The sequence below is a fragment of the Clostridiaceae bacterium HFYG-1003 genome (assembly GCA_024579835.1).
Taxonomy (GTDB): Bacteria; Bacillota; Clostridia; order Clostridiales; family Clostridiaceae; genus JG1575.
This window is the reverse complement of the sequence record CP102060.1, coordinates 2,372,916-2,394,244: the sequence shown is the minus strand read 5'-3', so window position 1 is coordinate 2,394,244 and position 21,329 is coordinate 2,372,916. Positions and strand designations below refer to the sequence as shown.

Sequence of the window (21,329 nt, the reverse complement as noted above, 5' to 3'; positions counted from 1 at the left end):
GCTCAGGATCCGGATCAGTATTTCATGCGGAAGATTTCGCCATGGAGGAAATGCTTGCATTGGCTCCGGGCGGGGCAGGTGTGGCACATGCGGGAGGCTTTGTCGGCTTCGTACAATATTTTGCTGAGGGCTGTGGCATGGTCCCGGCTGCGGTGAGCCTGGATCGCCCCCAGAATCTGATCGGTCTGGTCTTCTGGGAAACCGCAGCGCCTAAGGATCGCTTCCGCCAGCTGGGCGCTGGCCAGGGCGTGATCCGTGCCGTTCTCGTATTCCATCCAGCGGCCGATGTCATGGAGCAGACCGGCTGCGTAAATGATTTCCTTTTCCAGGTTCAGTCCCCGCTCCAGATTAAGGATCATGCCGATGCGGCAGACGTCCAGAAAATGGGGAAGATCATGGTGGCAGAAGATTCGGGTCTGTTCCGCGGCCTCGTTCTTTTTCAGGTATTCCAGAAAAACCGGATCCTGCAGGATGCAGTCGACGCGTTCCATCAGTCGGTCACTTTCCGGATGGCTTCACCCTGGAGCTGTTGCAGAATGTCCCGGAGGGGTGTGCCGTAAATCACGAGATCCGGCTCAATTTCAGACAACGGAACCATAACGAAGGCTCGCTGCCGCATGCGGGGATGAGGGATTTCCAGGGTGTCTGTCTTAACCCGAATCTCATCGTAGATCAGGATGTCCACGTCGATGTTGCGCGGACCGTTCCGGATGGTTTTCACCCGTTTCATGCCCTGTTCGATGCTTTGGGTGAAGCGCAGGAGCTCAGCCGGTTCCAGATCGGTTTCGCCTTCGACGACGATATTGTAGAACCAGGGCTGGTCATCATAGCCAACGGGTTCCGTCTCATAGAAGGAGGAGCGTTTCGTCAAGCGCACCTGCTCGCTGAGCCGCTCCAGGGCACGTTCGATGTTTTCCCGGCGCTCGCCCAGATTGCTGCCCAGACCCAGGAATATCCTAGTCATAATCCGCTCGCCTCCGCACTACGGTGACGGCAAAGTAGTCATAGTGGCCGTTTACGGGGGCGCCCGGCTTTTTCACTGTTAAATGGACTTCTTCCACTTTGTCGAAGGCCGCCAGGATCTGACCGCAGATCCGGTGGGCCAGGGCTTCGAGCAGATCGAAGCGTTCTCCCGTGACAATGGCGTCAATCAGCCGATAGACCTGTGCGTAGCTGACCGTATCATTCACGTCATCGGTCCGTCCGGCCTGTCTCAGATCCAGCAGCAGCTGGGCGTCGACGAAGAATTTCTGTCCCAATACTTTCTCTTCGGCCAGCACACCGTGATAGCCATAAAAATGCATATTTTCCAATAAGATCTTATCCATGCCAGTTCCCTCGGATGATTGCATCCGTTACTTTCGCAGCTCGCAAATTTTCCTTTACATCGTGCACTCGAACCATATCTGCACCCTGGGCGATTCCAAGGACTGTCGTTGCCAGGGTGCCTTCCATCCGTTCCTTGGGCGGAAGATCCAGAATTTTTCCCAGGGTGCTTTTCCGGGAGGTTGCCAGAAGCACGGGGTAGCCCAGCTCGATGATCGGCTCGAGGTGCCCCATGACGTATACGTTCTGTTCCGGTGTTTTTCCAAAGCCAATGCCAGGATCCAGGATAATTTGGTCATCGGGGATTCCGGCCTCATGAGCGATGGCCAGTGATTTTTTGAAGAACCGGACCATGTCGGCCATGAGATCGTCATAATCGGTTCCATCCTGATTGTGCATAATGACGACCGGGGCCTGGTAGCGGGCGCATACCTGTGCCATGGCGGGATCCCCCTGGAGTCCCCAGATGTCATTGATCATGTGGATGCCATGCTGCAGGGCCTGTTCGGCTACCTCGGAGCGGATGGTGTCCAAAGACAGGATCGTGCCGGTTTCCGCCGTCAGGCGGTCGATGACCGGAAGAATCCGTCCCAGTTCTTCTTCGGCGGTGATCTGAACATGCCCCGGTCGGGAAGATTCTCCGCCCAGGTCGATGACATCCGCTCCTTCCTCGATCATGGCCAGGCCATGAGCCACGGCCCGGTCGACGTCGGTGAAGTCTCCGCCGTCCGAGAACGAGTCCGGGGTCACATTGAGAATGCCCATGATCAGTGTCTTCTCACCAAAGGCCAGCTGCCGGTTGCGGCAGTTCATGGTAATTACGGGCCGTTTGACTTGATTCATGACGTGCCTCCCTGCTACTTAATGATCATGGACAGAACTTCTGATCTGGATTTGGGATCAGAGGCCAGCGTGCCGCGGACACAGGAGGTAATGGTTTTGGATCCCGGCTTTTTGATGCCGCGCATGGTCATGCACATGTGTTCTGCTTCAATGACCACCATGACCCCATAGGGTTCCAGCTTCTCCATGATCAGATCGGCAATGGTTGAGGTCAGCCGTTCCTGCAGCTGCGGGCGCTTGGCGACGGTATCCACGACCCGGGCCAGTTTGCTCAGTCCGGTGAGTCGGCCGCCTTTTGGCAGATACCCAACGTGGGCTTTTCCGAAAAATGGAACCAGGTGATGCTCGCACACGGAGTAGAAGGGGATGTCCTTGATCAGAACAAGCTCTTCATATTTTTCTTCCTGGAAGTAGACGGCCAGATGATCACTGGGATCCTCGCTTAATCCTGAAAAAATCTCTTCATACATTTTCGCCATTCTCTTTGGTGTATCCACCAGACCTTCGCGATCGGGATCTTCGCCGATGGCGGAGAGGATCTCGCGGACGGCATTTTCAATTCGTTGTTTATCCATAATGGGTCTCCTTCTGATGCTTATTGGTTTTGTCCTGAAACAGCGAGCCGGAATACGAGCAGCGCACCGCTCCCACTGGGAGCCGCTGCCATCGGACGTAAGCGTTTCTGATTACTTCCATTTTACCACCAAACCATGGCAGATATAGCAATATTGGTGGAGTTCAGATGAATCACCAGGCTCATGCTTTTCATTCTGTTCAAAATTGCGGATAATATATGGTCGAATAGGCTATGAAATGAACGAATTATGACGAAATACAAAGGTTCGATACAATATTTACGTATTAATAACTTCAATCAATTTTTGTTTTTATTTATATCCTAAATAATGGATTATAATAAAAACATCAAGAACAAACAATTTCTCCAGGAGGCCGCATCATGAATGAGAAGAAAAAAGATCCCAGAGAAACGTATGACTTTAACAAGGATGTTAAGCCGCAGAAAGATCATCTGACGAAGAATGACGTGATCGACCGCCCGGTCAATCAGGCCAGACGCTATGAAATAAAATCGACCGGCGTTCCCACGATCCCAGGTCAGACACCGGAGAACCAGACGGAAGAACTGACGATGGATCAATCGGAGACCGCACCGCCCGAAGAGTAAAATAAGGCATCCATCGGATAGAGCCGTTCCTTCAAATACCAAACCGGTGAAGAGAGCCGATCATCAGCTCGGGTGAACCGGATCGACACAAGGATGTGTTTCCTGCGGTCAAAACTAAGTGAACCATCCGATCATTAAAAATTTTCAGGAATGAAAAAATCGAACGCCATTTGAAACGACCAATCGTCCGTACGGACTTTGGATAAATATTAAAACATTTTGGAGGTATATTATGGGTATTATATTATGGTTAGTCTTTGGAGCAATCGTAGGATGGATCGCAGGGATTATCATGAATGATCAGAAATCCCTCGTTATGAACATCATTGTCGGTATCGTCGGTTCCTTCCTCGGTTCCTGGCTGGCCTCAACTTTCTTTAAAACGAGCTTTAACGACTTCAGCATGGAAGGTCTTCTGTTCTCGGTGATCGGAGCCGCGATTCTGATTTTCCTGAAGCGACTCGTTACCGGCAGAGGATTCTAGACTTAACGATAAAACACTTATCCTGCTACTCTGGGATGATTCGTACATCAGACTCACAGAACTTCGTCTGGATCCATAGTCAGCCGAACCATCCGGTCGACTCATGATCAAAAAATGGAAGGTGCTGCTGCAAGCCTCTCGAGGCTGCAGCAGCACCTTTTCACGTTCAGATACTCCATGCGTTATCATTGCAAAAAACTTTCTGGTCACTTATATAATGGAAAATATGATCGCAGCAACCAGAAAGCCCAGCTCAAACCCATTTGCAAATACTGGCACCCAAGGAGGGTACTTGGCTTTTAGTTTTCTCCCGAACAAGAGGTATAGAATAAAGCCGATTCCATAGATTGCAATTAATATGATGAAATTGTCAGTCATAGCCGCCACCCCTTAAAATGAGTATAATTTGTAGATCGCTACCCACGAAACATCCAGTGCCAGCCGGTTGTGATAATCCGCGTTTTTTCGTACATCTTCAGCCAGCGTTATCCTGTAAGCACTCCACAGGATTCCAGTTCCAGTAATGAGTGGTGCTCCAGGGCCGAACAAAGCACTTTTTATGGCGGTCGCAGTCGCGCCGATCAGAGCTTTTGAACTTACATTGTCTGCATACGCCCGAGCTTGATCGCTTGAATAAAAACGATAACCGTAGCCCCACCAATATTTATCTGAGTTTTACAGAGTTTTATACTAGAAACTATTCCTTAACGACCAATTGATTTTTACGTGGACGTCCGCGCTTACCCTTGTTCGTCTTTTTCACCACGTAGTCCGGGGCGCATCCCTCAGGGATCTCAAAGCCAAGAGCCTCGCATATGTCCACCTGCTTCCCCACAAATGGGGTAATGTACGCCTTCGTGTTGGGGTGCTCGATATAGCGAATCGGCCTCATCTCGTTTAACACATCCGCTACCGAATGAAACTGTTCGCCCAGCTTTGTTTTGCGGACATGGCTTAGGTAACAGCCCATGATCTGGGCAACAAAGAGAATAAAGGAACGACCAATTTTTCCAGTTTCCGTTGATGTACGCTGGCGGTCGGCTCCCAGGACCCCTTTCATCAGGGCAAAATACTTCTCCTGTTCATCCCGCAGCCTGTAATGCCGGTTAGCACTCAACGCATCCATGTCCAAACCATGGGTCGTGTTGGCAAAGAAACCTGCTTCTCGCCGACACCGGATGACCTTGGTCTCATCCAGGCTGAAGTCCTCCAGGATTCGAGTTTTCGCATTATACTTCAACCGATAAAACCGGTAGACCTGTTTCAGCGTTTCATCATCATCCAAGGGGATTTGGTTAACAAGGGACGCTTCCAAGGCTTCTTTTTGAGCTGCCAGAGCAATGTCCAGATCCGTCAGTTCATTGCCTCGGCGGATGGGATCAAAGTACAGGTTCAGTTTCAGATTATCTGCTTTCTTAAGGTTGTCACGCTGCCCTTCGATCTGGTAATCCATATCTTTCTGCAGATAGTAGATCCGTTCCTCCGGATCCACTTGCATACCCTCCGGGTGGTGGCCGAAGTTTCCGAATTCATCGATCAACTGACGAACGTGTTTCTGGCCGGTTTTGGTTCCCATGATCATGCGTTGCTGCTGGTCGATGTATAGTTCCAGATTGCGGATCGATTCATACCCCCGGTCAGTGATCAGGATAATTCGTTTCATGCCAGCCTGTTTCAAATCCTTCAGGATCACGGCCAGGCTTCGGGAGTCAGGGGTGTTTCCGGCAAAGCTTCGATAATAGACTGGCATGTGGCCATCCAGGGTGTAGACTACTACTTCCAGGGTCTGTGGAAGGGGCAGTTGTTCTTTGTTCCGCCCGTAATGGATATCCGCCAGCGAGTGTCCGTAGCTGGAACAGCTTGTGGAATCGACGGCACACAGCTCATTGTCGTGGAGTCGGCGTGCCCGCAGACGCAAGAACGCCATGCGATCCTGCTCTGTAATGGACTGGGTAAACCTGGTAATATACGGAGAAGAGAGTGGCTTTGCCCAGGGGGTCTTGGCTATGCGCTGCCAGGAAGCCAGCTGGTTATAGGTCTCTCGTCCACAAAGAAGATAGAGGGCCAATGTCATGAGGGTATCAACTTTTTCCTTGTCCCCATCAAATGTGCTCATTAGGTCGAATCTCAGGCCGGTCTGTTCCGCAATCTTCTCCAACAGCCATATGTCGCCATAGAGCCGGTTCTCATCCTGACTTTCAATAACCGGCCTTCCCGCCTTCCGTCGTCCTGACAGTTTGTCAATTTCACTTAGATCCCATCCTTCCGGGAAGATGAGTTTACCTCGTTCCTCAATAGACTCCAGAAGATAATTCTTTCCCGGAATAAACTTAAGATCATCTGTTACCGTCCCCCAATAAACGTGACGGTATTCCCGTTTTCCGGTCTTTGGGTTCACTCTGGCCGGCTGTGTACTGGCATAGTGGTATCCATTATTGTGATGAATCGATACCCGGTAAGGGCTGTTAGAATCCGTGGGACGAGCCATTGTTATCCCCTCCTATTTTTAGTATAATTATACTAAAAATAGGAGGGGATAACAAGATGGAAAGGACTGATTTTCTCAGACATTACAATGGTTTCAGGAGTTTGCAGATCGTTACTAGTATAATTGTTTGCAAAACTTAGAATATTTAGTAGAATCGGGGAAATAGCTTGAAGAATAGCTTATCGTGGAGTTAGTTTCAACAGGTTCTTCATTAAATTTTAGTATTTGGTTTGAAATGTCCTGATAGATTTCTTCCTTGCTCATGGGTGAAAAGTATTCGATTGTCTGCAGCTGTTCGTATTTACTGTCGATAATATCGAGCAGTTGATCACTGTTAACTAATAAAGTACCATTGTTGCTCTTAACTAGAATCTGATCTACCGATTCAATCAGTTCATTCATCACAAGGTTGTTTGACATACGAGGTGATTCCTTAATCTCTGCACTGGCAACGGATTGTCCTGAGAAAGAAATGACCAGGATGCATGTCATTAACAACGGGATTTTCTTCCAGTTTTTTAGTAACATCCTAAATTCCCGCTATATTTTTATAACAACACTTTGGATACATTCTATCCCTTTGCAGAAGTCCGACCTAGAGCCACTTAGCTTATAAGTGCTTCCCCATAATTATTGAATACTCATCTGCTTGTTGTTATAATGTTTATAACAACAAGTGAGGTGGGTGTTATGAGTTTTGAGGTAATCCAAAAGGTGGGCCGGTATCAATATATTTATTTAGCCGAAGGGTTTCGCAATAAAGATGGCCAATCGCGGCAAAAACGGCGACCGATCGGCAAGATCGATCCTGAAACAGGACATAAAGTGTACAAAGCCGAATATCTTGAGGAGCTACGGATCTCTGGTAATCCCATTCAGATCCCTTCCACACAAACCATGTTTTCCATCGAAGATGTCCGCAAATCATCCGTTCGCTCCTATGGGCTGTTCTGGCTGTATCGTTCCCTATCTGAACGACTTGGTTTGATCGATGCCTTACGGCAAGCGATCCCTGATTACTGGCAGGAACTGTTCATGTTGGCCTGCTATATGATTTCTACCAGTGATCCACTTCTTGATTGCTCTGACTGGATCTCAGGCACAGAGTCGTATCCGGTGGGCTCGATGACCTCTCAGCGAATCAGTGAACTTTTGATTTCTATTACGGATCAGCAACGGAATGATTTTTATAAGAACTGGTGTGAGGCCAATCCAGCTGATGACTATTTGGCTTTGGACATCACCTCTGCATCATCCTATTCGGAACTGATTGATGATGTGGAATGGGGATACAATCGCGACCACGATCATCTCCCCCAGATCAATCTTTGTATGCTGATGGGGGAAACCAGACGGCTGCCGATCTATCAATCCCTATTCAGTGGAAGTCAAAAGGATGTCCGTACGCTGACGACCACCTTGAGTCAGTTTGAGGCGATCACAGAGAATCGGGCAATCACAGTAGTGATGGACAAAGGGATCTACAGCAAGCGGAATATCGATTTTCTGCTCAATGACACCGGCAATGGAACAGTGAAGTTTTTAATCGCGGTACCATTTACCGCCGCTTTTTCCAAGCAGCAAGTGGAGAGCGAGCAAAAAGACATCGATCGTGTGGAAAACACAATTGTCATCAATGACAACTCGATGAGAGCCGTCACCAAAGAGCGGTCCTGGGATCCGCAGAACAAAATATACACGCATGTTTACTACAGTGCCGTGAAGGCAATGGGAATTCGTGAGGACCTGTATGCATCCATTGCTCTATTGCGTGAAAAGGCCATTGAAAACCCAGAAAAATGGATTAATGACGAGGAATGTAGAAAATACCTGGTGATTCGAAAATCCGATAAACAAGCCAGCGGATACACCGTCAGCATTCGAAATGATGTCGTTGAAAAAAGTCTGGAAACGGCAGGTTGGGTGGTCCTGATCAGCAATGACATCAGTGATGCCAAAAGAGCCATGAGCATCTATCGAGACAAGGACGTTGTAGAAAAAGGCTTCCTTCGTCTCAAAAACAGTATTGACTTAGGGAGACTACGTGTCCACAGCGACAACGCCGCTCAAGGGAAACTATTCGTCGGCTTTATTGCCTCTGTTATCATGTCTGGGATTAATCAGGTGATGAGTGACAAGGATCTATACCGTAAATACACCATGAAAGAGCTTCAGCGGATCCTGGCCAAACTCCGAATCCAAGAGATCCATGAACACATCATCATTGCACCGCTAACAAAAGAGCAGCGAATGATCTTTGAGGCATTCGACATTTCCTTGGGGGAGTGATGTTGTTATAAATTCGGGCGGGATTTCAGGTAACATAACAGACTCCTTTGTTGGGTATATTTTATCATGAGTCTATCATTAAATTATCATTAAATTATCATATAATAAACATCTTAAAAATATAACTTGACATAGAATTTAAACTTATAAATATCATTAATGTGAAAGGAACTGCTAATATTACCGATAAACGTAGTTTCTTGTCAGATGAATGTCGATAGCGAAAAGAGTTCACGGATCCTGTACTTCAGTAATTACACCCCTGTTTCGGGCGATTTGCTGATGATGAAGCCGTCCCTTTGCCCTCTGAATGTGGAAGGCTCAAGGCCGGCTCTGTGCTTGTTCATTCGGATTAGTTTAAGCATTACCAATGATTATTTTAAGTGCGACAAGATGTTGGATGTTTGACTGATCGATGGGGTAACAGGTCAGCAATTTGTTTGCTGATTGCCTGGTGGGGATCTGCTGTTGTTAAGAATTCAGGGTTGGTGTTCCGATTTATTTTTACTGCATCTTCATCTGTATCTATTCCCGGCTCAGATATTTCTCAATATCGGGTGCAATTTCGGAGGGCTTGACTGAACCGTCATACTTCCCAGCGACATGTCCATTGCGGTCGAGCAGGAATTTGGTGAAATTCCAGCGAATATCCTTATTGTATTCACCGGATCCGAATTCTTTCATATAGCGGTATAAGGGATGAGTATCGGGGCCGTTGACTTCGATCTTGGAAAACATGGGGAAGGTCACTCCGTACTTGTCTTTGGTAAAATCCTGGATTTTGGCCTCATGCCATGGATCTTGGCCGCCAAACTGATTGCAGGGAAAACCAAGGACTACGAATCCTTTTTCCTTGTAGGTCTGCCAAAGGGTCTCCAATTCACCGAATTGGGGGGTGAAGCCTCAAAGGCAGGCCGTATTGACAACCAGCACGACCTGGCGGCTGTATTCTGCCATGGTGGTTTTTTGCCCGTCGATCCGGACCAGTTCGATCTCTTGCAGTTTCATCGTAAATCTCCTCGTATTATAAGTTTAGTTAAGGTATTTGCCATATTGTATCTTGGATACTGAATCATATCCCTGGATAATAGAACTATGGAATATGGATCTATCTGGATTAAGGCTATTGTCTGCTGCAGCCAGACTGCATTTCAAAGACTGTCTCCCAGCCATTAGTTGTACCGAAAACTCACAAGCTGTATCGCTTCCTTCTCTGTACCGATGTTAGCAGCATCGGGCAGCTTTCGGAGAGGGTAGAAAGGAATACTCATGCGCGAGGTTGTCGCCAGACTGTTGGTGCCAGGGATATCGTTCAGTATCCAAGCCGTTCCAAATTTTTTCGAAAAGAGGTCCTGACCATGAAATTATATGTCGGTATCGACGTTAGTTCCGAAAAACTGGATGTGTGTTTTCTCGACAGTGAAGCCAATATTCTCAAAGAGTGTGTCCTGCCTAACAATCTCAATGGAGCCGCAATCCTCAAAGCGGATATCCTGCATTTCACACAAAAGACTGCTTACACCCGGGTGATTGCAGGTATGGAATCGACATCGGTTTACAGCTTCCATCCATCCACCTTCCTGGCTTTAGACCCTGAACTCAAAGCCATTGGTCTGGCGGTCGTTGTCATGAACCCCAAGTCCATTCACCGCTTCAAGGGAATTTTCGAAGAAGATAAAACAGATGTCATTGATGCTTTCCGCATCGCTGATTTCCTGCGTTTTGAACGGTTCAATACATCCCTCCTGAAGGAAGAGAAGTATTTGTCTCTGCAGCGACTGACACGGTCACGATATCAGCTGATGCAGCAGATGACGGAGTGCAAACAGCACTTCCTGGAGAATCTCTACTACAAATGCAACACCCTGACCAAGGAAGTGGATACTTCGGTCTTTGGGGCTGCCATGATGGATCTTCTCACCGATTCCCTCACCTTGGATGACATCGCCAAAATGGATCTGGAAGAACTGGCTTCCATCCTCCAGCAGAAGGGGCGTGGCCGTTTCGGCGACCCCCTGAAGCTGGCCGAGTCCATTGCCAAGGCTGCAAGGGACTCCTACCGCCTCGGTAAGGTAATGCAGGAATCTGTGGACGTGGTGCTTGCCACCTACGCACTGATGATCAAAACCATCAAGGATCAGATCAAATCTCTTGAAAAAGCCATAGAGCAAATCCTTGAGACATTGCCAGAGAGCCAGAGTCTGCTCAGTATTCCTGGGATTGGACCCGTTTATGCTGCGGGCATCCTGGCGGAGGTGGGTCAGATCGGACGCTTCGAGAATGAAGCCAAGCTGGCTAAGTACGCCGGTCTTTACTGGAAGCGGAACCAGTCTGGTAACTATGAATCAGAACGAACCTCCCTGACCCGGACCGGAAACCACTACCTGCGTTACAATCTGGTTGAAGCTGCCAATTCAGTGATGCGCAATGAGCCGGTATATCGGGAGTACTACCTCAAGAAATACAACGAAGTTCCTAAAAATCAGCATAAACGAGCCCTCGTCCTTACCGCCAGAAAACTTGTGCGCATGGTGGATGTGCTGCTACGAAACCACCAACTTTATGCACCGGAAAGGAGTGTATAGAGATCAGGTGAGCTGACCTGATGTGCATATCCTTCATCAAACCACGAACATATGTTCTGAATGTTCGGTGGGTTAATTTGATGTTGCCTTTTTTAAGGTTATTGGATGTCCAACATTTATTTTACTCTGTTTTTGCTACTTGACTTATTACCACAAGTCTTTTAAGCCATGGGAACAATGGCTTTTTTCAAATCATACCGAACAATGAAGGCGGTGGCTCAGGGGTCATAAAAAATTAGCAGATTGTATGCCGGCTCTTTACTTTTTCCTTTTTCATTGAACTGGTATCTGATATGGTAAACATGCTCCATTGTTAACATGTTCCATTGCTAACTTTACTGTACCATCCTAAAAGCTATTGCCAACTAAACGGATACATTATTCGGGGAGTAGCAGTGGAGTATTGTTTATGCCGGAACCAATCGTCCCATAGTAGCCAGCCTTGTCTGTCCGTAAATAGACGGATATAGTGTCCCTAATAATATTGTGGTGGGCAAAAAGAGACCCTCCCTGACTCTATGGTTCGCGCCGAGTCGTCAGGGAGGATCCTTACTAAGTTATTAGCATGATCAGTATATCAAAATACATTTTAGAATGGAATCCCGATCAGCGTTTTTTTTGTTCGGAGTATGGAGAAAAGCATATGTCCCATCTGTCATCAGTCGCTTAAGGTCATCTAATGCTTTATCCTGATAGATCGAATACTCAGAAGTACAAAAATATAAAATATGACATCTGATAAACCTACTGGAGTTACTCCATTGGTAATACGAAACTCAATGAAGTAAGCAAAAACAACAAGAACAATACCTATAAATTCCATAGTTAATATGCCGAGGGTTGGTATACTCTAACAGCACCAACCTTTTCCACTCTATAATCGAAGTTAATGGAAATACCAGCACCTGCTGGATAGCCAATTGAAAAGCCAGGGACTATGCTGACTGCACCCGCGCCGTAACTAGCATATGCAATAGTATCTGTAATTCTCTTGTTTTTTGTTAACATCGTGACTATAGTTCCTGAATCAATGTCACACATGATCCCGTTTCTGGAAGACGCTGTCCAAAATGTAATGTAATTTGAGTTAGTAGACTCTGGTAATACTTTTTCACTAACAGTCATATTGGGGGCTCCAGTACGGAAACAGTAAGTAATAACACTCCATGTATTTGAATCAATGGGGACCATATCATTGCTCCATGCGACTGCAAATATATCTTTGACATTAAGAAGTGCACCTCTTTTTCCTTCAGTCCAATCGAAACATACAATTAGGCGAACTTTTGTTGATGTAGAGGTTAATGTTTCATTGTCAAAATCACCATAGACAATTAGATTAGGTGATAGAGCTGTAGTTGAAATGTCAGAACGATCGTACGTTCTAAGGATTTCAATTTGCTCATCAGAATATCCGATATTTCGAAGTTCTTGTACAGGTTTATTTTTATCTTCTTCTATGCTATCTTTATATTTTTCAACTTCCTTATGAATTTGATCTAGTTGACTTAGAGCCATTGGATTATTGATGTTTTCAAAGATAAGTTCCTTTTGAGATTTTTGAAGAGACTTGAAATAATTCGTTTCCGATTTAAAGATATTATCTCCTCTTTTTTCTTTTATCTCAAAAGCTTTGATATGATCTCTAGGTTGTTTAGATTTGAACAGGTATTGTATTTCCTCTTCCTGCCTATCAACATTTTTCCCGAATGCTATTGAGGTCTGTGACAAATACAGAGAAAGTACCATAGATAAGCAGAGAATCACCTTTAGAAGTTTTTGACCAGAATCCCTTTTCAATATGCACCACACCCCCTAATTTGATATGTCTATCATATCATCCTGATTTGTGATTAAGTGACATTTTTATGACAATGTTGATGAATATCGCCGAAGGCATCATAGACGGGGAGCTCGTCCTGGGCGGCAGTAACATCGCTACCGGGTATTTTTGTAGGTCCCCTGAGTAATAGAATACCGCTCGCAAGTGTTCGCGTTCCCATTGAAACACTTGCGAACGGTACTTTTTTGTCGTTCCATGGACTTTGTCATTACCAGTCCGCTCCAGCCAGGGAAAAAATGATTCGTTGAGATCCTCTTCCTCCATAAAGAATCAATGGGCAAGGAAGCTGCTTTTCACGAACTTGACAGTGCTCACCACCATCCCCTTGGACTCTAGATCGGCTTTATGACAGACCTGGATGTTCAGACCCCTCTGGTTTTTAACTGCTCAAACTCATGAGTGAAGGTGATGTCACCTTTGTTCTGTTGTAGGAAATTATACTTTTGTGGAACAAGCTTAACCCGCTTATTATAATGGTTTTAAGAATTAATCAGCAGGTGATTATATGGGTAAGATTAAGCAGATTTTCGAGGAACACTGGGATCAGTTCGTTGCTGAGAACCCCGAAATGATTCGCATATCGGTCCACAAAGAAGTGGAACGGATGTTGAATTGCGGCAAGTTTGAAAACGGATGGACTGTATACACTTGTGCACAATGTACTTCTGAGGTCTTGGTTCCATTCACCTGTAAAAGCCGTTTCTGTTCCAGTTGCGGAAAGCTCTACCGGGATAAGTGGGCGGAAAAACTTGAGTCCCGACTGATCAATGCGCCCCATAAGCATCTGGTATTTACGATTCCGGCGGAACTCAGAATCTATTTTCGGAAGAACCGGGGAATGCTAAAGGATCTCTCAGATCGCGCTGCTAAAGTTTTGAAGGAAACGATCTACCAGATGAATCAGACGCAGCGGTTTGAAACCGGCATCATCAGCGTAATTCACACTTTTGGCCGGGACTTGAAATGGAACCCACACGTTCATATCATCATGTCTTTGCGTTGTCTGGGAGTTACGGAAGATCGCACGTTAAAGTATCTAAATTACAAGAAACTACGGTATTTCTGGCAAAAAGAGTTGCTCGATCTGATGAAAGAGTCCTTTCCAACGGGATGGATGTGTTCTTTGATAAACAAGCTATACAAGCAGAAAGAGAATGGATTTTATGTTTATGCCAAAGGCGAAATCACCGATCTTCAGATTGTGTCGAAGTATCTGGCCCGATATGCTGGACGTCCTGCAATCGCTGAATCAAGAATAGTTGCATATGACGGCAAGACAGTGACATTTAAGTATACGCCTCACGGTCAGTCCCAGGAAGTTCAGGAATCCATTAGTGCCATGGAGTTCATCCATCGGTTAATCATTCATATTCCGGATACTCACTTTAAGATGATTCGAAACTATGGAATCTACTCGCGAAACAACTTGAGAGCCAGGCGAATCGAACGCAGACTGATATCCAAAGAAAAATACGCAAGATTAAAGAAAATGAAAACATGGAAGTTCCGTATGATGCTCGAATATGATAAAAATCCATTGAAATGCGAATGTGGTGCACTCATGAAAAAGAGTGATATAGTGGTACCTGAGAAAAGAAGAAATCAGGAAAGGTACAGGTGGGAAGGACGAAATGCAGGTTAGCAAGAAACGAAAGAAGAAAACACAAGGTGCGAATCAAAGAAAGCAGGCGATTAATCAACCGATCGTCCGGTATATATGCACTAGCTGTGGGGCAGAGGAAGAAATTCCATTAAGTGTTGTTAAAACATTTGACGAAATGGACCAAAGCAATATTAACGAACCTCCGCAGTTTGACTGCGAATCCTGTGGCGGGCTGATGCGCCCCGAGAAATATACAAGCATATTCGGGAAAGTATTTGAATATAAGAGGGGCTCTGATTAACACCAGAGCCTAAATAAACACGCGAGGTACGACAGGCGGCCTTAGCCGCTTTGTTCTCACTGACGCCAATGATGCTGTCCTGATCCATAGCGATCATCTTAAGGATTCCCCCAAGAATTTGAACCCTCGAATCATGGCTCTAACTAAATCACTGGAGGTGAGTGGTCGATGGTGGGAAAAACCATTTGCAGCATAAAATAGTTTTTCGACCCGTTCACGAGTGAGCCGATATCATATAAAAAACCTACATTAGCAGCAGGCGGGGAAGACGTACAGCTGACAGCCGCCTCATGCGCTCCACGAGCGCCGCCAGGGAAAGATCCTTATAGGGCCTAATCAATACCGCCGGATAAGCAAGCGGTATTGACTAGGGGAGATAGGGGCGGCAAATGGAAAATGCAAAGAAAAAAGTCTCATTACAAAACTCTTGATTTTTGGGAAATCCGTCAGAAATTCGTCTGAAATTATAGATAGACATAGGTATATGCTGGTAGGCTATTTTTATCGAGAAGCATTCAAAATAGACATTTTCATAGCTTGAGGTTACTGCTGGTAGGCCTAATTCTTTAATTTCAGTTTAATTTTTATCTACCACAATGATAGTAGATTCAGTTACTGATAAGGCAGGTGAGGGGATGGCTAGCATGGAAATTGAGATGACCCAGGTACAACGCAAAAAACGAATAATCCATGCCACTTCATTCCTGGCTTTCATCTTGGCAGGAGCTTTCTTTGTGTATGGAATCCGAACCGGAATTTTCAAATCACAGACAGCTATGGCGGCCTTCCTGGAACCCTTTGGGTTGATGGCGCCGCTGGTATTCATTGCCTTCACGGCCATTCAGTCCGTCTTCATGATTGTGCCGGGAGCTCTGGGAAACCTGGTCGGTGTCCTGCTCTTTGGACCTGTCTGGGGGATATTGTGCAATTATTTGGGGACTGTTATTGGTTCTTCCATAAATTTCTATCTTGCCCGGTTCTACGGACCTGATATCATCCGGATTTTCAGTTCGGAAAAAGGCTTGAATAAATATCAGAAATGGCTGGAAGGGGATGAGCGCAAATTCCACAAATGGTTTGCAATCGCAATCTTTCTTCCCCTGGCCCCTGATGATTTGCTGTGCTACATGGCCGGGCTGACCAATATGACCTTTAAAAAATTCATTATCATCATCCTTTTGGGCAAACCGTTGGCTGTTACGGCCTATTCGCTGCTCTTGAGCTGCAGCTTTACCAACCTGCTCAATGCCCTGGGCTGGTAGTCCGGAGCGACGGTCCTTAGCCGAAGGAACGACATTCCTGCTTCGGCTGATCAAACGCCTGCATAGCCTCATGAAATGATTCATGAGAGGTTTTCGTTAAGTAGGAGAAGCTTATGAAAGTGCTGATTGCCAGTGACTTCTTTGCTCCGACCATAAACGGAGTAGTCACATCGATCATAAATTTGCAAAATGAATTGGAAAAGCATGGACACGAAGTCAAGATCCTGACGCTGCGGCAGAAGGAATCCTTTGGCTATGAAGAATGTGTCTATGTCATTCCGTCTTTTTCTGCCGGGAAGTTCTATCCGGGAGCCCGGATCATGCGGACTCTGGCCACCGATGAACTCAATGAGATCAAGGACTGGGGACCGGATATCATTCATACCAACAATGAATTTTCCACCTTTCTGCTGGCCCAGATGATGGCCACCAAGCTGGACATACCCATCGTTCATACCTATCATACGGTCTATGAGGACTATATTCACTACTTCTCGCCCAATGAAACCATTGGACGCAGTCTGGTCCGGCGTCTGTCAAAGACGCTGCTGGAACGAACCGATGCAGTCATCGTTCCCACCGAGAAAGTTCGGGGGATCCTGAACCGCTACGATGTCAAGACTGCGATTTATACGGTGCCCTCCGGCATCGATCTGACCCGCTTCCAGCGAGTCGATCACACTCAGGTGCGTCAGGAACTGCGGTCGCGGTACGGAATCGGGGAAGAGGAATTTGTCCTGCTGTCCCTGGGCCGGCTGGCCAAGGAAAAGAACATCGAAGAAATTGTCAGATTCCTGCAGAACCTGGATCCCGCCATTCGGCTGATGATTGTCGGCGGGGGACCCTATCAGGAAATTCTGGAAACCTATGTGGAAGACCTTGGGCTGAAGGACCGGGTGATTTTCAGCGGCATGGTAACTCCGGAGCGGGTTCCTGACTATTACCATATGGCGGATGCCTTTGTTTCCGGTTCCACCTCTGAGACGCAGGGACTGACCTATGGGGAAGCCCTGGCCTGCGGTCTGCCGGCAGTCTGCCGGCGCGACGGCGCCATCGAGGACGTCATCATCAATGGAGTGAACGGCTGGCAGTATGAGACCGGTGAAGAGTTCTGCGACGCGGTCAAAGCGCTGGCTTCAGATCCCCAGCTGAGAAAGTCAATGGGACAGGCCGCCCTGGAATCCTCCCGGCAGTTCTCCACGGAAGTTTTTTATGAGCGGGTCATGAAGGTTTATGAAGAAACCCTGAAAGGGCCGCGCAATCACCGGGCGTCACTGCCGGTCAAGCTGCGGCGCAAGCTCTATCAGTCCGTTGATGAAAATCTGGACCTGAACATGGATGACTGGAATCATCTGGGCACGTCCCGCTTCTAGCTGGGCCGCTGCGCAGCTGTTGGCAATTAATGCAATGATCATCAAATAATCAAGCTGACTGACCTTGAAGGCCGTCCGAATGTCGGGCGGCCTTGGCTGCGCGTTCAGAAGGAATCAGGGCAGGGCAGCTCAATGCCGAGTGCCAAGGCCGACGCTGAAGGGATTTCGGCAGGAACAGTCGGAGGGAATCCGGTTAATGAATTGCATGCAATTGAATTACTGCGTTGACAGTGCCGGCGGCATTTGTTAGGATGAATGAGAAAGAACCGGGGGTGCTTAATTTTTAAGCTGAGACAGGAGAAATCCTGAACCCGTATCACCTGATCTGGGTTATGCCAGCGTAGGGAAGGTCGGCAAATGCAAAAAAATTTACCGTTCCCTCGGGGGACGGTTTTTTTGTTAAAGTAAACAAGGTCAGCCCATCGGGAATCAACATTCCCCTGGGCGTAACAACGAGGAGGATATGATGAATTCAAGCATTGCGATTCAGATTTTACCAGGCGTGTCAGAGACCAGCGAAGTAGTTCGCATCGTGGATGAGGTGATTGACTACATTCGCAGGACTGGTCTGACTTATTATGTGGGTCCCTTTGAAACGACGGTGGAAGGTGACTTTGAGGAACTGATGGAAATTGCGAAACAGGCCCAGCTGATTGCAATCCAGGCCGGAGCGCCCTCCGTGTCGATGTACCTGAAATCCGTCTATCGGCCTTCGGGCGATCTTCTGACCATTGATGAAAAAGTTACAAAGCATCACCGATAAACTTTACAGCATCACGGCGATCGGACTGCTGGTGATTTTGTGGCAGGCTGTCTCCCTGGCGCAACTGGTGCCCAGCTTCATGCTGCCTTCCCCGGTGGAGGTGGTGCGGGCCTTTCTCCGGGATCTGCCACTGCTGATGATGCATGCGCGGGTTACCCTGTTCGAGGCGTTCCTCGGATTGATGCTGGGCATTGTCCTGGGTTTTGTCATTGCCCTGCTGATGGACCTGCTCAGAGGTCTGCGCAAAGCGCTGTACCCCCTGCTGGTTGTAACCCAGACGGTTCCGACGGTGGCGATCGCGCCGCTCCTGGTGCTGTGGTTTGGCTACGGCATCTTCCCTAAGGTGGTGCTCATTGTGCTCACGACCTTCTTCCCGATTGCGATCGGTCTGTTTGACGGCTTCCAGTCGGTGGATCCGGATGCCGTCAACCTGATGCGCTCCATGGGAGCCAGCCGGATGCAGATCTTCCGTCACATCAAGCTCCCCGGAGCCACCAACTCCTTTTTTGCCGCTCTGAAAATTTCAGCATCCTATTCCATTGTCGGCGCAGTAATTTCTGAGTGGTTGGGCGGATTCACCGGGTTGGGTGTCTACATGACGCGAGTGATCAAATCCTATTCCTACGATAAAATGTTTGCCGTCATTTTCCTGATCTCCGGCATCAGCCTCGTGCTGATGGCGCTGGTGAAATTCCTGCACCGCCGCATGACTCCGTGGGATCAGCCGGAAGCAGACAGTAACGAAAGCTGAGGCTGGATCTATAAGCAGAGGCTGATCCGAAAGCAGAGGTTCGAAACAAGAGCATAGGTAGGATTATAAGGAAAGAAGAATTTAATGTGGCCGGATCTTTCGGGCGAAGCTTCCGGAGGCGGGCAGCTCGACAGGCATAGAGCTTGGAATTCGTGAAGAGTGACCGGGGCGGTTTCACAAGGGACAGCTTTTCAAGGGCGGACTTCTCAGAGGAAGGAGCACTTGGGTCAGGCTTGGGGGCAGCAACTGGTTCATTTTGATCAGGAGTGGGAGCAGAAGCCGGAACTTGCAATCAAGATTGAACAGAACATATTGAAACACTGAAATTCAGATGGACGAAGAAATAGAAGCATTTTTTTCAAGAGTAAGGAGAAGAAACCATATGAAACGAAAACTAATCTCAGGATTCCTGCTGAGCACTCTGCTGGTGAGCTGCGCGCCTCAGGCGCCGGCCGTGACATCGGCCCCCGGCGCGGGCACCGGCCAGACACCGGCTTCGACCAGTGCGCCAGCCAGCCCGTCCACAGCAGGGGATCTGAAGAAAGTGACGGTCCTGCTGGATTGGACACCGAATACGAATCATACCGGGCTGTTTGTCGCCAAGGAAAAAGGCTACTTTGCCGAAGCAGGCCTGGATGTGGATATTCAGACTCCGCCGCAGGGTGGCTCGCCGCAGCTGGTGGCTGCCGGCAAAGCCGACTTCGGCATCGATTTCCAGGATACTCTGGCACCGGCTCTGGCCGCGGATTCACCGCTGCCTGTAACCGCAGTGGCTGCCATTTTGCAGCACAACACCTCGGGGATCATCTCCCGCAAGGGCGAGGGACTGGGCCGGCCCAAAGGCATGGAAGGAAAGAAATACGCCACCTGGGATAACCCGGTGGAGCAGGCCATCATCCGGAATGTGGTGGAAAAAGATGGCGGCGATTACAGCAAGGTTCAGCTGATTCCCAACAACATTACCGACGAGGTCGCGGCCTTGAAGACCCGGCAGGTGGATTCGGTCTGGATCTTCTATGGCTGGTCCGGCATCAATGCTCAGGTTTCCGGCTTCGATTTTGACTACTTTGCTTTTAAGGACCTCAATCCGGTGTTTGACTATTATACGCCGGTGCTGATTGCATCCGACCGCATGATTGCTCAGGACCCGGAAACCGTACGGAAATTTGTCGGCGCCGCGTCCAAGGGCTATACCTTCAGCGCTCAGAATCCGCAGGCGGCGGCAGAGATCCTGCTCAAGCACGCACCGGAGCTGGACCCGACCCTGACGCAGGAAAGCCAGAAGTGGATGGCCAACCAGATCCTGGATCCGGGCAAGCCCTGGGGGCAGATGGACGCGCAGCGCTGGGATGGCTTTTATCGCTGGCTGTGGGAAAATCAGCTGATTCAGAAGGAAATTCCAGCCGGCCAGGGTTTTACCAATGCTTTCATCCCCGGACAGTAAGCGGGAACAGCCCGTCCTTGAAACCCGGGGCATCCGCAAGGACTACGGCGGCCAGGTGCTGCTTGATGACATCAATATTACGGTTTACCCCGGAGAGCTGGTGAGCATTCTCGGTATGTCCGGTTCCGGAAAAACCACCCTGTTCAATATCATTTCAGGCTTGATCCAGCCGGAGGAAGGCCAGGTTCTCCTGCATGGCCGGGAAGTCACCGGAGAAACCGGGCACATTGCCTACATGCTGCAAAAAGACCTGCTCCTGCCCTATAAGACCATCCTGGATAATGTCGCCCTGCCCCTGGAAATACGCGGAGTCAGTCGGGACGAAGCCAGGGCAAAAGCCGGCGAGGACTTTGACTTCTTCGGGCTGGCCGGAACAGAACACAAGTATCCGAGACAGCTATCAGGGGGCATGCGCCAGCGGGCCGCGCTGCTTCGAACCTATCTGTTTTCGAAGGATCTGGCACTGCTGGATGAGCCGTTCTCGGCCCTTGATACCATCACCCGGTCTTCCCTCCATCAGTGGTACCTTGAGGTCATGGACCGCATTCACCTGACCACGCTGTTCATTACCCATGACATTGATGAAGCCATTCTCCTGTCCGACCGGATTTGTCTTCTGACCGGCTCGCCCAGTCAGATCAGCCGGGAGATTCGGATTGAGGAACCCAGACCCCGCTCGCCGGAATTCCGGGTCAGCGAAGAATTCCTCCGGTACAAGCGGATGATTCTCAACGAACTGAAGAATCAGTGAGCCGAGTCATCCAGCCTCACTCTCAAGTGAGTTTCCC

Annotated in this window: 21 protein-coding genes, 1 pseudogene and 1 riboswitch; of the genes and pseudogenes, 12 read left to right on the top strand and 10 right to left on the bottom strand. The window is 48.2% G+C overall.

The window, feature by feature from the left end; genetic code table 11:
- Positions 1-14 precede the first annotated feature (14 nt).
- Genes NQU17_10800 through NQU17_10775 form a run of 6 tightly spaced genes read right to left on the bottom strand, consistent with a single transcriptional unit; the run spans position 15 to position 2,865 of the window.
- Positions 15-491, bottom strand: coding sequence for an HD domain-containing protein (locus NQU17_10800; GenBank protein UUM11139.1), 477 nt, complete (start codon positions 489-491; stop codon positions 15-17).
- Complete coding sequence (gene folK / locus NQU17_10795; protein ID UUM11138.1) at positions 491-964, bottom strand: 2-amino-4-hydroxy-6-hydroxymethyldihydropteridine diphosphokinase; 474 nt, start codon at positions 962-964, stop codon at positions 491-493. Before folK ends, NQU17_10800 begins: the two co-directional genes overlap by 1 nt.
- Positions 957-1,328 (bottom strand): dihydroneopterin aldolase, encoded by a 372-nt coding sequence (gene folB, locus NQU17_10790; protein ID UUM11137.1) that lies wholly within the window; start codon positions 1,326-1,328, stop codon positions 957-959. The genes folK and folB overlap by 8 nt, the downstream gene beginning before the upstream one ends.
- Entirely contained in the window at positions 1,321-2,169 is an 849-nt protein-coding gene (gene folP / locus NQU17_10785; protein UUM11136.1) for a dihydropteroate synthase, read from the bottom strand. Before folP ends, folB begins: the two co-directional genes overlap by 8 nt.
- A 14-nt stretch (positions 2,170-2,183) precedes the next feature.
- The gene (gene folE / locus NQU17_10780; protein UUM11135.1) at positions 2,184-2,744 is read right to left on the bottom strand and encodes a GTP cyclohydrolase I FolE; all 561 of its coding nucleotides are present in this window, start codon (positions 2,742-2,744) and stop codon (positions 2,184-2,186) included.
- A complete protein-coding gene (locus tag NQU17_10775) occupies positions 2,737-2,865 on the bottom strand; it encodes a hypothetical protein (GenBank protein UUM11134.1) in 129 nt (42 codons plus the stop codon). Before NQU17_10775 ends, folE begins: the two co-directional genes overlap by 8 nt.
- Positions 2,866-3,127: 262 nt before the next feature.
- Here NQU17_10775 and NQU17_10770 point away from each other — a divergent pair, with 262 nt between their 5' ends.
- Positions 3,128-3,355 (top strand): hypothetical protein, encoded by a 228-nt coding sequence (locus NQU17_10770; GenBank protein UUM11133.1) that lies wholly within the window; start codon positions 3,128-3,130, stop codon positions 3,353-3,355.
- 292 nt (positions 3,356-3,647) lie between these two features.
- Positions 3,648-3,839 (top strand): GlsB/YeaQ/YmgE family stress response membrane protein, encoded by a 192-nt coding sequence (locus tag NQU17_10765; GenBank protein ID UUM11132.1) that lies wholly within the window; start codon positions 3,648-3,650, stop codon positions 3,837-3,839.
- Between the two features lie 697 nt (positions 3,840-4,536).
- On the opposite strand, the gene NQU17_10760 is transcribed toward NQU17_10765, so the two are convergent.
- Positions 4,537-6,327 (bottom strand): transposase, encoded by a 1,791-nt coding sequence (locus tag NQU17_10760; GenBank protein ID UUM11131.1) that lies wholly within the window; start codon positions 6,325-6,327, stop codon positions 4,537-4,539.
- A 114-nt stretch (positions 6,328-6,441) separates the two neighbouring features.
- Positions 6,442-6,855 carry a hypothetical protein gene (locus NQU17_10755; protein ID UUM11130.1) on the bottom strand — a complete coding sequence of 138 codons (414 nt, stop codon included), beginning with the start codon at positions 6,853-6,855 and terminating at the stop codon, positions 6,442-6,444.
- Positions 6,856-6,960: 105 nt separating this feature from the next.
- Here NQU17_10755 and NQU17_10750 point away from each other — a divergent pair, with 105 nt between their 5' ends.
- Positions 6,961-8,616 carry an IS1634 family transposase gene (locus tag NQU17_10750; protein UUM11129.1) on the top strand — a complete coding sequence of 552 codons (1,656 nt, stop codon included), beginning with the start codon at positions 6,961-6,963 and terminating at the stop codon, positions 8,614-8,616.
- Positions 8,617-9,141: 525 nt separating this feature from the next.
- Here NQU17_10750 and NQU17_10745 read toward each other — a convergent pair.
- A pseudogene (locus tag NQU17_10745) lies at positions 9,142-9,504 on the bottom strand (glutathione peroxidase).
- A 470-nt stretch (positions 9,505-9,974) separates the two neighbouring features.
- On the opposite strand from NQU17_10745, the gene NQU17_10740 reads away from it, so the two are divergent.
- Positions 9,975-11,201: an IS110 family transposase gene (locus NQU17_10740; protein ID UUM11128.1), complete on the top strand. Its 1,227-nt coding sequence runs from the start codon at positions 9,975-9,977 to the stop codon at positions 11,199-11,201.
- 825 nt (positions 11,202-12,026) lie between these two features.
- On the opposite strand, the gene NQU17_10735 is transcribed toward NQU17_10740, so the two are convergent.
- Entirely contained in the window at positions 12,027-13,001 is a 975-nt protein-coding gene (locus tag NQU17_10735) for a hypothetical protein (protein UUM11127.1), read from the bottom strand.
- 548 nt (positions 13,002-13,549) lie between these two features.
- Between NQU17_10735 and NQU17_10730 the strand changes: the two genes are divergently transcribed.
- From NQU17_10730 to NQU17_10695, 8 genes are all read left to right on the top strand, one after another.
- Positions 13,550-14,686 (top strand): transposase, encoded by a 1,137-nt coding sequence (locus NQU17_10730; protein ID UUM11126.1) that lies wholly within the window; start codon positions 13,550-13,552, stop codon positions 14,684-14,686.
- Positions 14,676-14,948 (top strand): hypothetical protein, encoded by a 273-nt coding sequence (locus tag NQU17_10725; GenBank protein ID UUM11125.1) that lies wholly within the window; start codon positions 14,676-14,678, stop codon positions 14,946-14,948. The genes NQU17_10730 and NQU17_10725 overlap by 11 nt, the downstream gene beginning before the upstream one ends.
- 644 nt (positions 14,949-15,592) lie before the next feature.
- Positions 15,593-16,210, top strand: coding sequence for a TVP38/TMEM64 family protein (locus NQU17_10720; protein UUM11124.1), 618 nt, complete (start codon positions 15,593-15,595; stop codon positions 16,208-16,210).
- A gap of 113 nt (positions 16,211-16,323) precedes the next feature.
- A complete protein-coding gene (locus tag NQU17_10715; protein UUM11123.1) occupies positions 16,324-17,583 on the top strand; it encodes a glycosyltransferase family 4 protein in 1,260 nt (419 codons plus the stop codon).
- A gap of 258 nt (positions 17,584-17,841) precedes the next feature.
- Positions 17,842-17,947: riboswitch (TPP riboswitch) on the top strand.
- A gap of 102 nt (positions 17,948-18,049) precedes the next feature.
- Positions 18,050-18,346 (top strand): thiamine-binding protein, encoded by a 297-nt coding sequence (locus NQU17_10710; protein UUM11122.1) that lies wholly within the window; start codon positions 18,050-18,052, stop codon positions 18,344-18,346.
- A complete protein-coding gene (locus NQU17_10705; GenBank protein UUM11121.1) occupies positions 18,315-19,097 on the top strand; it encodes an ABC transporter permease in 783 nt (260 codons plus the stop codon). The genes NQU17_10710 and NQU17_10705 overlap by 32 nt, the downstream gene beginning before the upstream one ends.
- A 382-nt stretch (positions 19,098-19,479) precedes the next feature.
- Positions 19,480-20,541, top strand: a complete 1,062-nt coding sequence (locus tag NQU17_10700; protein ID UUM11120.1) for an ABC transporter substrate-binding protein — start codon at positions 19,480-19,482, stop codon at positions 20,539-20,541.
- On the top strand, positions 20,519-21,292 hold the full coding sequence (locus tag NQU17_10695; GenBank protein ID UUM11119.1) for an ABC transporter ATP-binding protein: 774 nt from the start codon (positions 20,519-20,521) through the stop codon (positions 21,290-21,292). The genes NQU17_10700 and NQU17_10695 overlap by 23 nt, the downstream gene beginning before the upstream one ends.
- Positions 21,293-21,329 lie beyond the last annotated feature (37 nt).

Bases quoted from the DNA above. Each gene is read 5' to 3' on its own strand.
- folK (UUM11138.1), bottom strand. From the start codon at position 964: ATGACTAGGATATTCCTGGGTCTGGGCAGCAATCTGGGCGAGCGCCGG.
- NQU17_10770 (UUM11133.1), top strand. From the start codon at position 3,128: ATGAATGAGAAGAAAAAAGATCCCAGAGAAACGTATGACTTTAACAAG.
- NQU17_10760 (UUM11131.1), bottom strand. From the start codon at position 6,327: ATGGCTCGTCCCACGGATTCTAACAGCCCTTACCGGGTATCGATTCAT.
- NQU17_10695 (UUM11119.1), top strand. From the start codon at position 20,519: ATGCTTTCATCCCCGGACAGTAAGCGGGAACAGCCCGTCCTTGAAACC.
- folB (UUM11137.1), bottom strand. From the start codon at position 1,328: ATGGATAAGATCTTATTGGAAAATATGCATTTTTATGGCTATCACGGT.
- NQU17_10755 (UUM11130.1), bottom strand. From the start codon at position 6,855: ATGTTACTAAAAAACTGGAAGAAAATCCCGTTGTTAATGACATGCATC.
- NQU17_10730 (UUM11126.1), top strand. From the start codon at position 13,550: ATGGGTAAGATTAAGCAGATTTTCGAGGAACACTGGGATCAGTTCGTT.
- NQU17_10765 (UUM11132.1), top strand. From the start codon at position 3,648: ATGAATGATCAGAAATCCCTCGTTATGAACATCATTGTCGGTATCGTC.
- folP (UUM11136.1), bottom strand. From the start codon at position 2,169: ATGAATCAAGTCAAACGGCCCGTAATTACCATGAACTGCCGCAACCGG.
- NQU17_10710 (UUM11122.1), top strand. From the start codon at position 18,050: ATGAATTCAAGCATTGCGATTCAGATTTTACCAGGCGTGTCAGAGACC.
- NQU17_10700 (UUM11120.1), top strand. From the start codon at position 19,480: ATGAAACGAAAACTAATCTCAGGATTCCTGCTGAGCACTCTGCTGGTG.
- NQU17_10720 (UUM11124.1), top strand. From the start codon at position 15,593: ATGGAAATTGAGATGACCCAGGTACAACGCAAAAAACGAATAATCCAT.
- NQU17_10715 (UUM11123.1), top strand. From the start codon at position 16,324: ATGAAAGTGCTGATTGCCAGTGACTTCTTTGCTCCGACCATAAACGGA.
- NQU17_10740 (UUM11128.1), top strand. From the start codon at position 9,975: ATGAAATTATATGTCGGTATCGACGTTAGTTCCGAAAAACTGGATGTG.
- folE (UUM11135.1), bottom strand. From the start codon at position 2,744: ATGGATAAACAACGAATTGAAAATGCCGTCCGCGAGATCCTCTCCGCC.
- NQU17_10800 (UUM11139.1), bottom strand. From the start codon at position 491: ATGGAACGCGTCGACTGCATCCTGCAGGATCCGGTTTTTCTGGAATAC.
- NQU17_10725 (UUM11125.1), top strand. From the start codon at position 14,676: ATGCAGGTTAGCAAGAAACGAAAGAAGAAAACACAAGGTGCGAATCAA.
- NQU17_10775 (UUM11134.1), bottom strand. From the start codon at position 2,865: ATGGAAGTAATCAGAAACGCTTACGTCCGATGGCAGCGGCTCCCAGTG.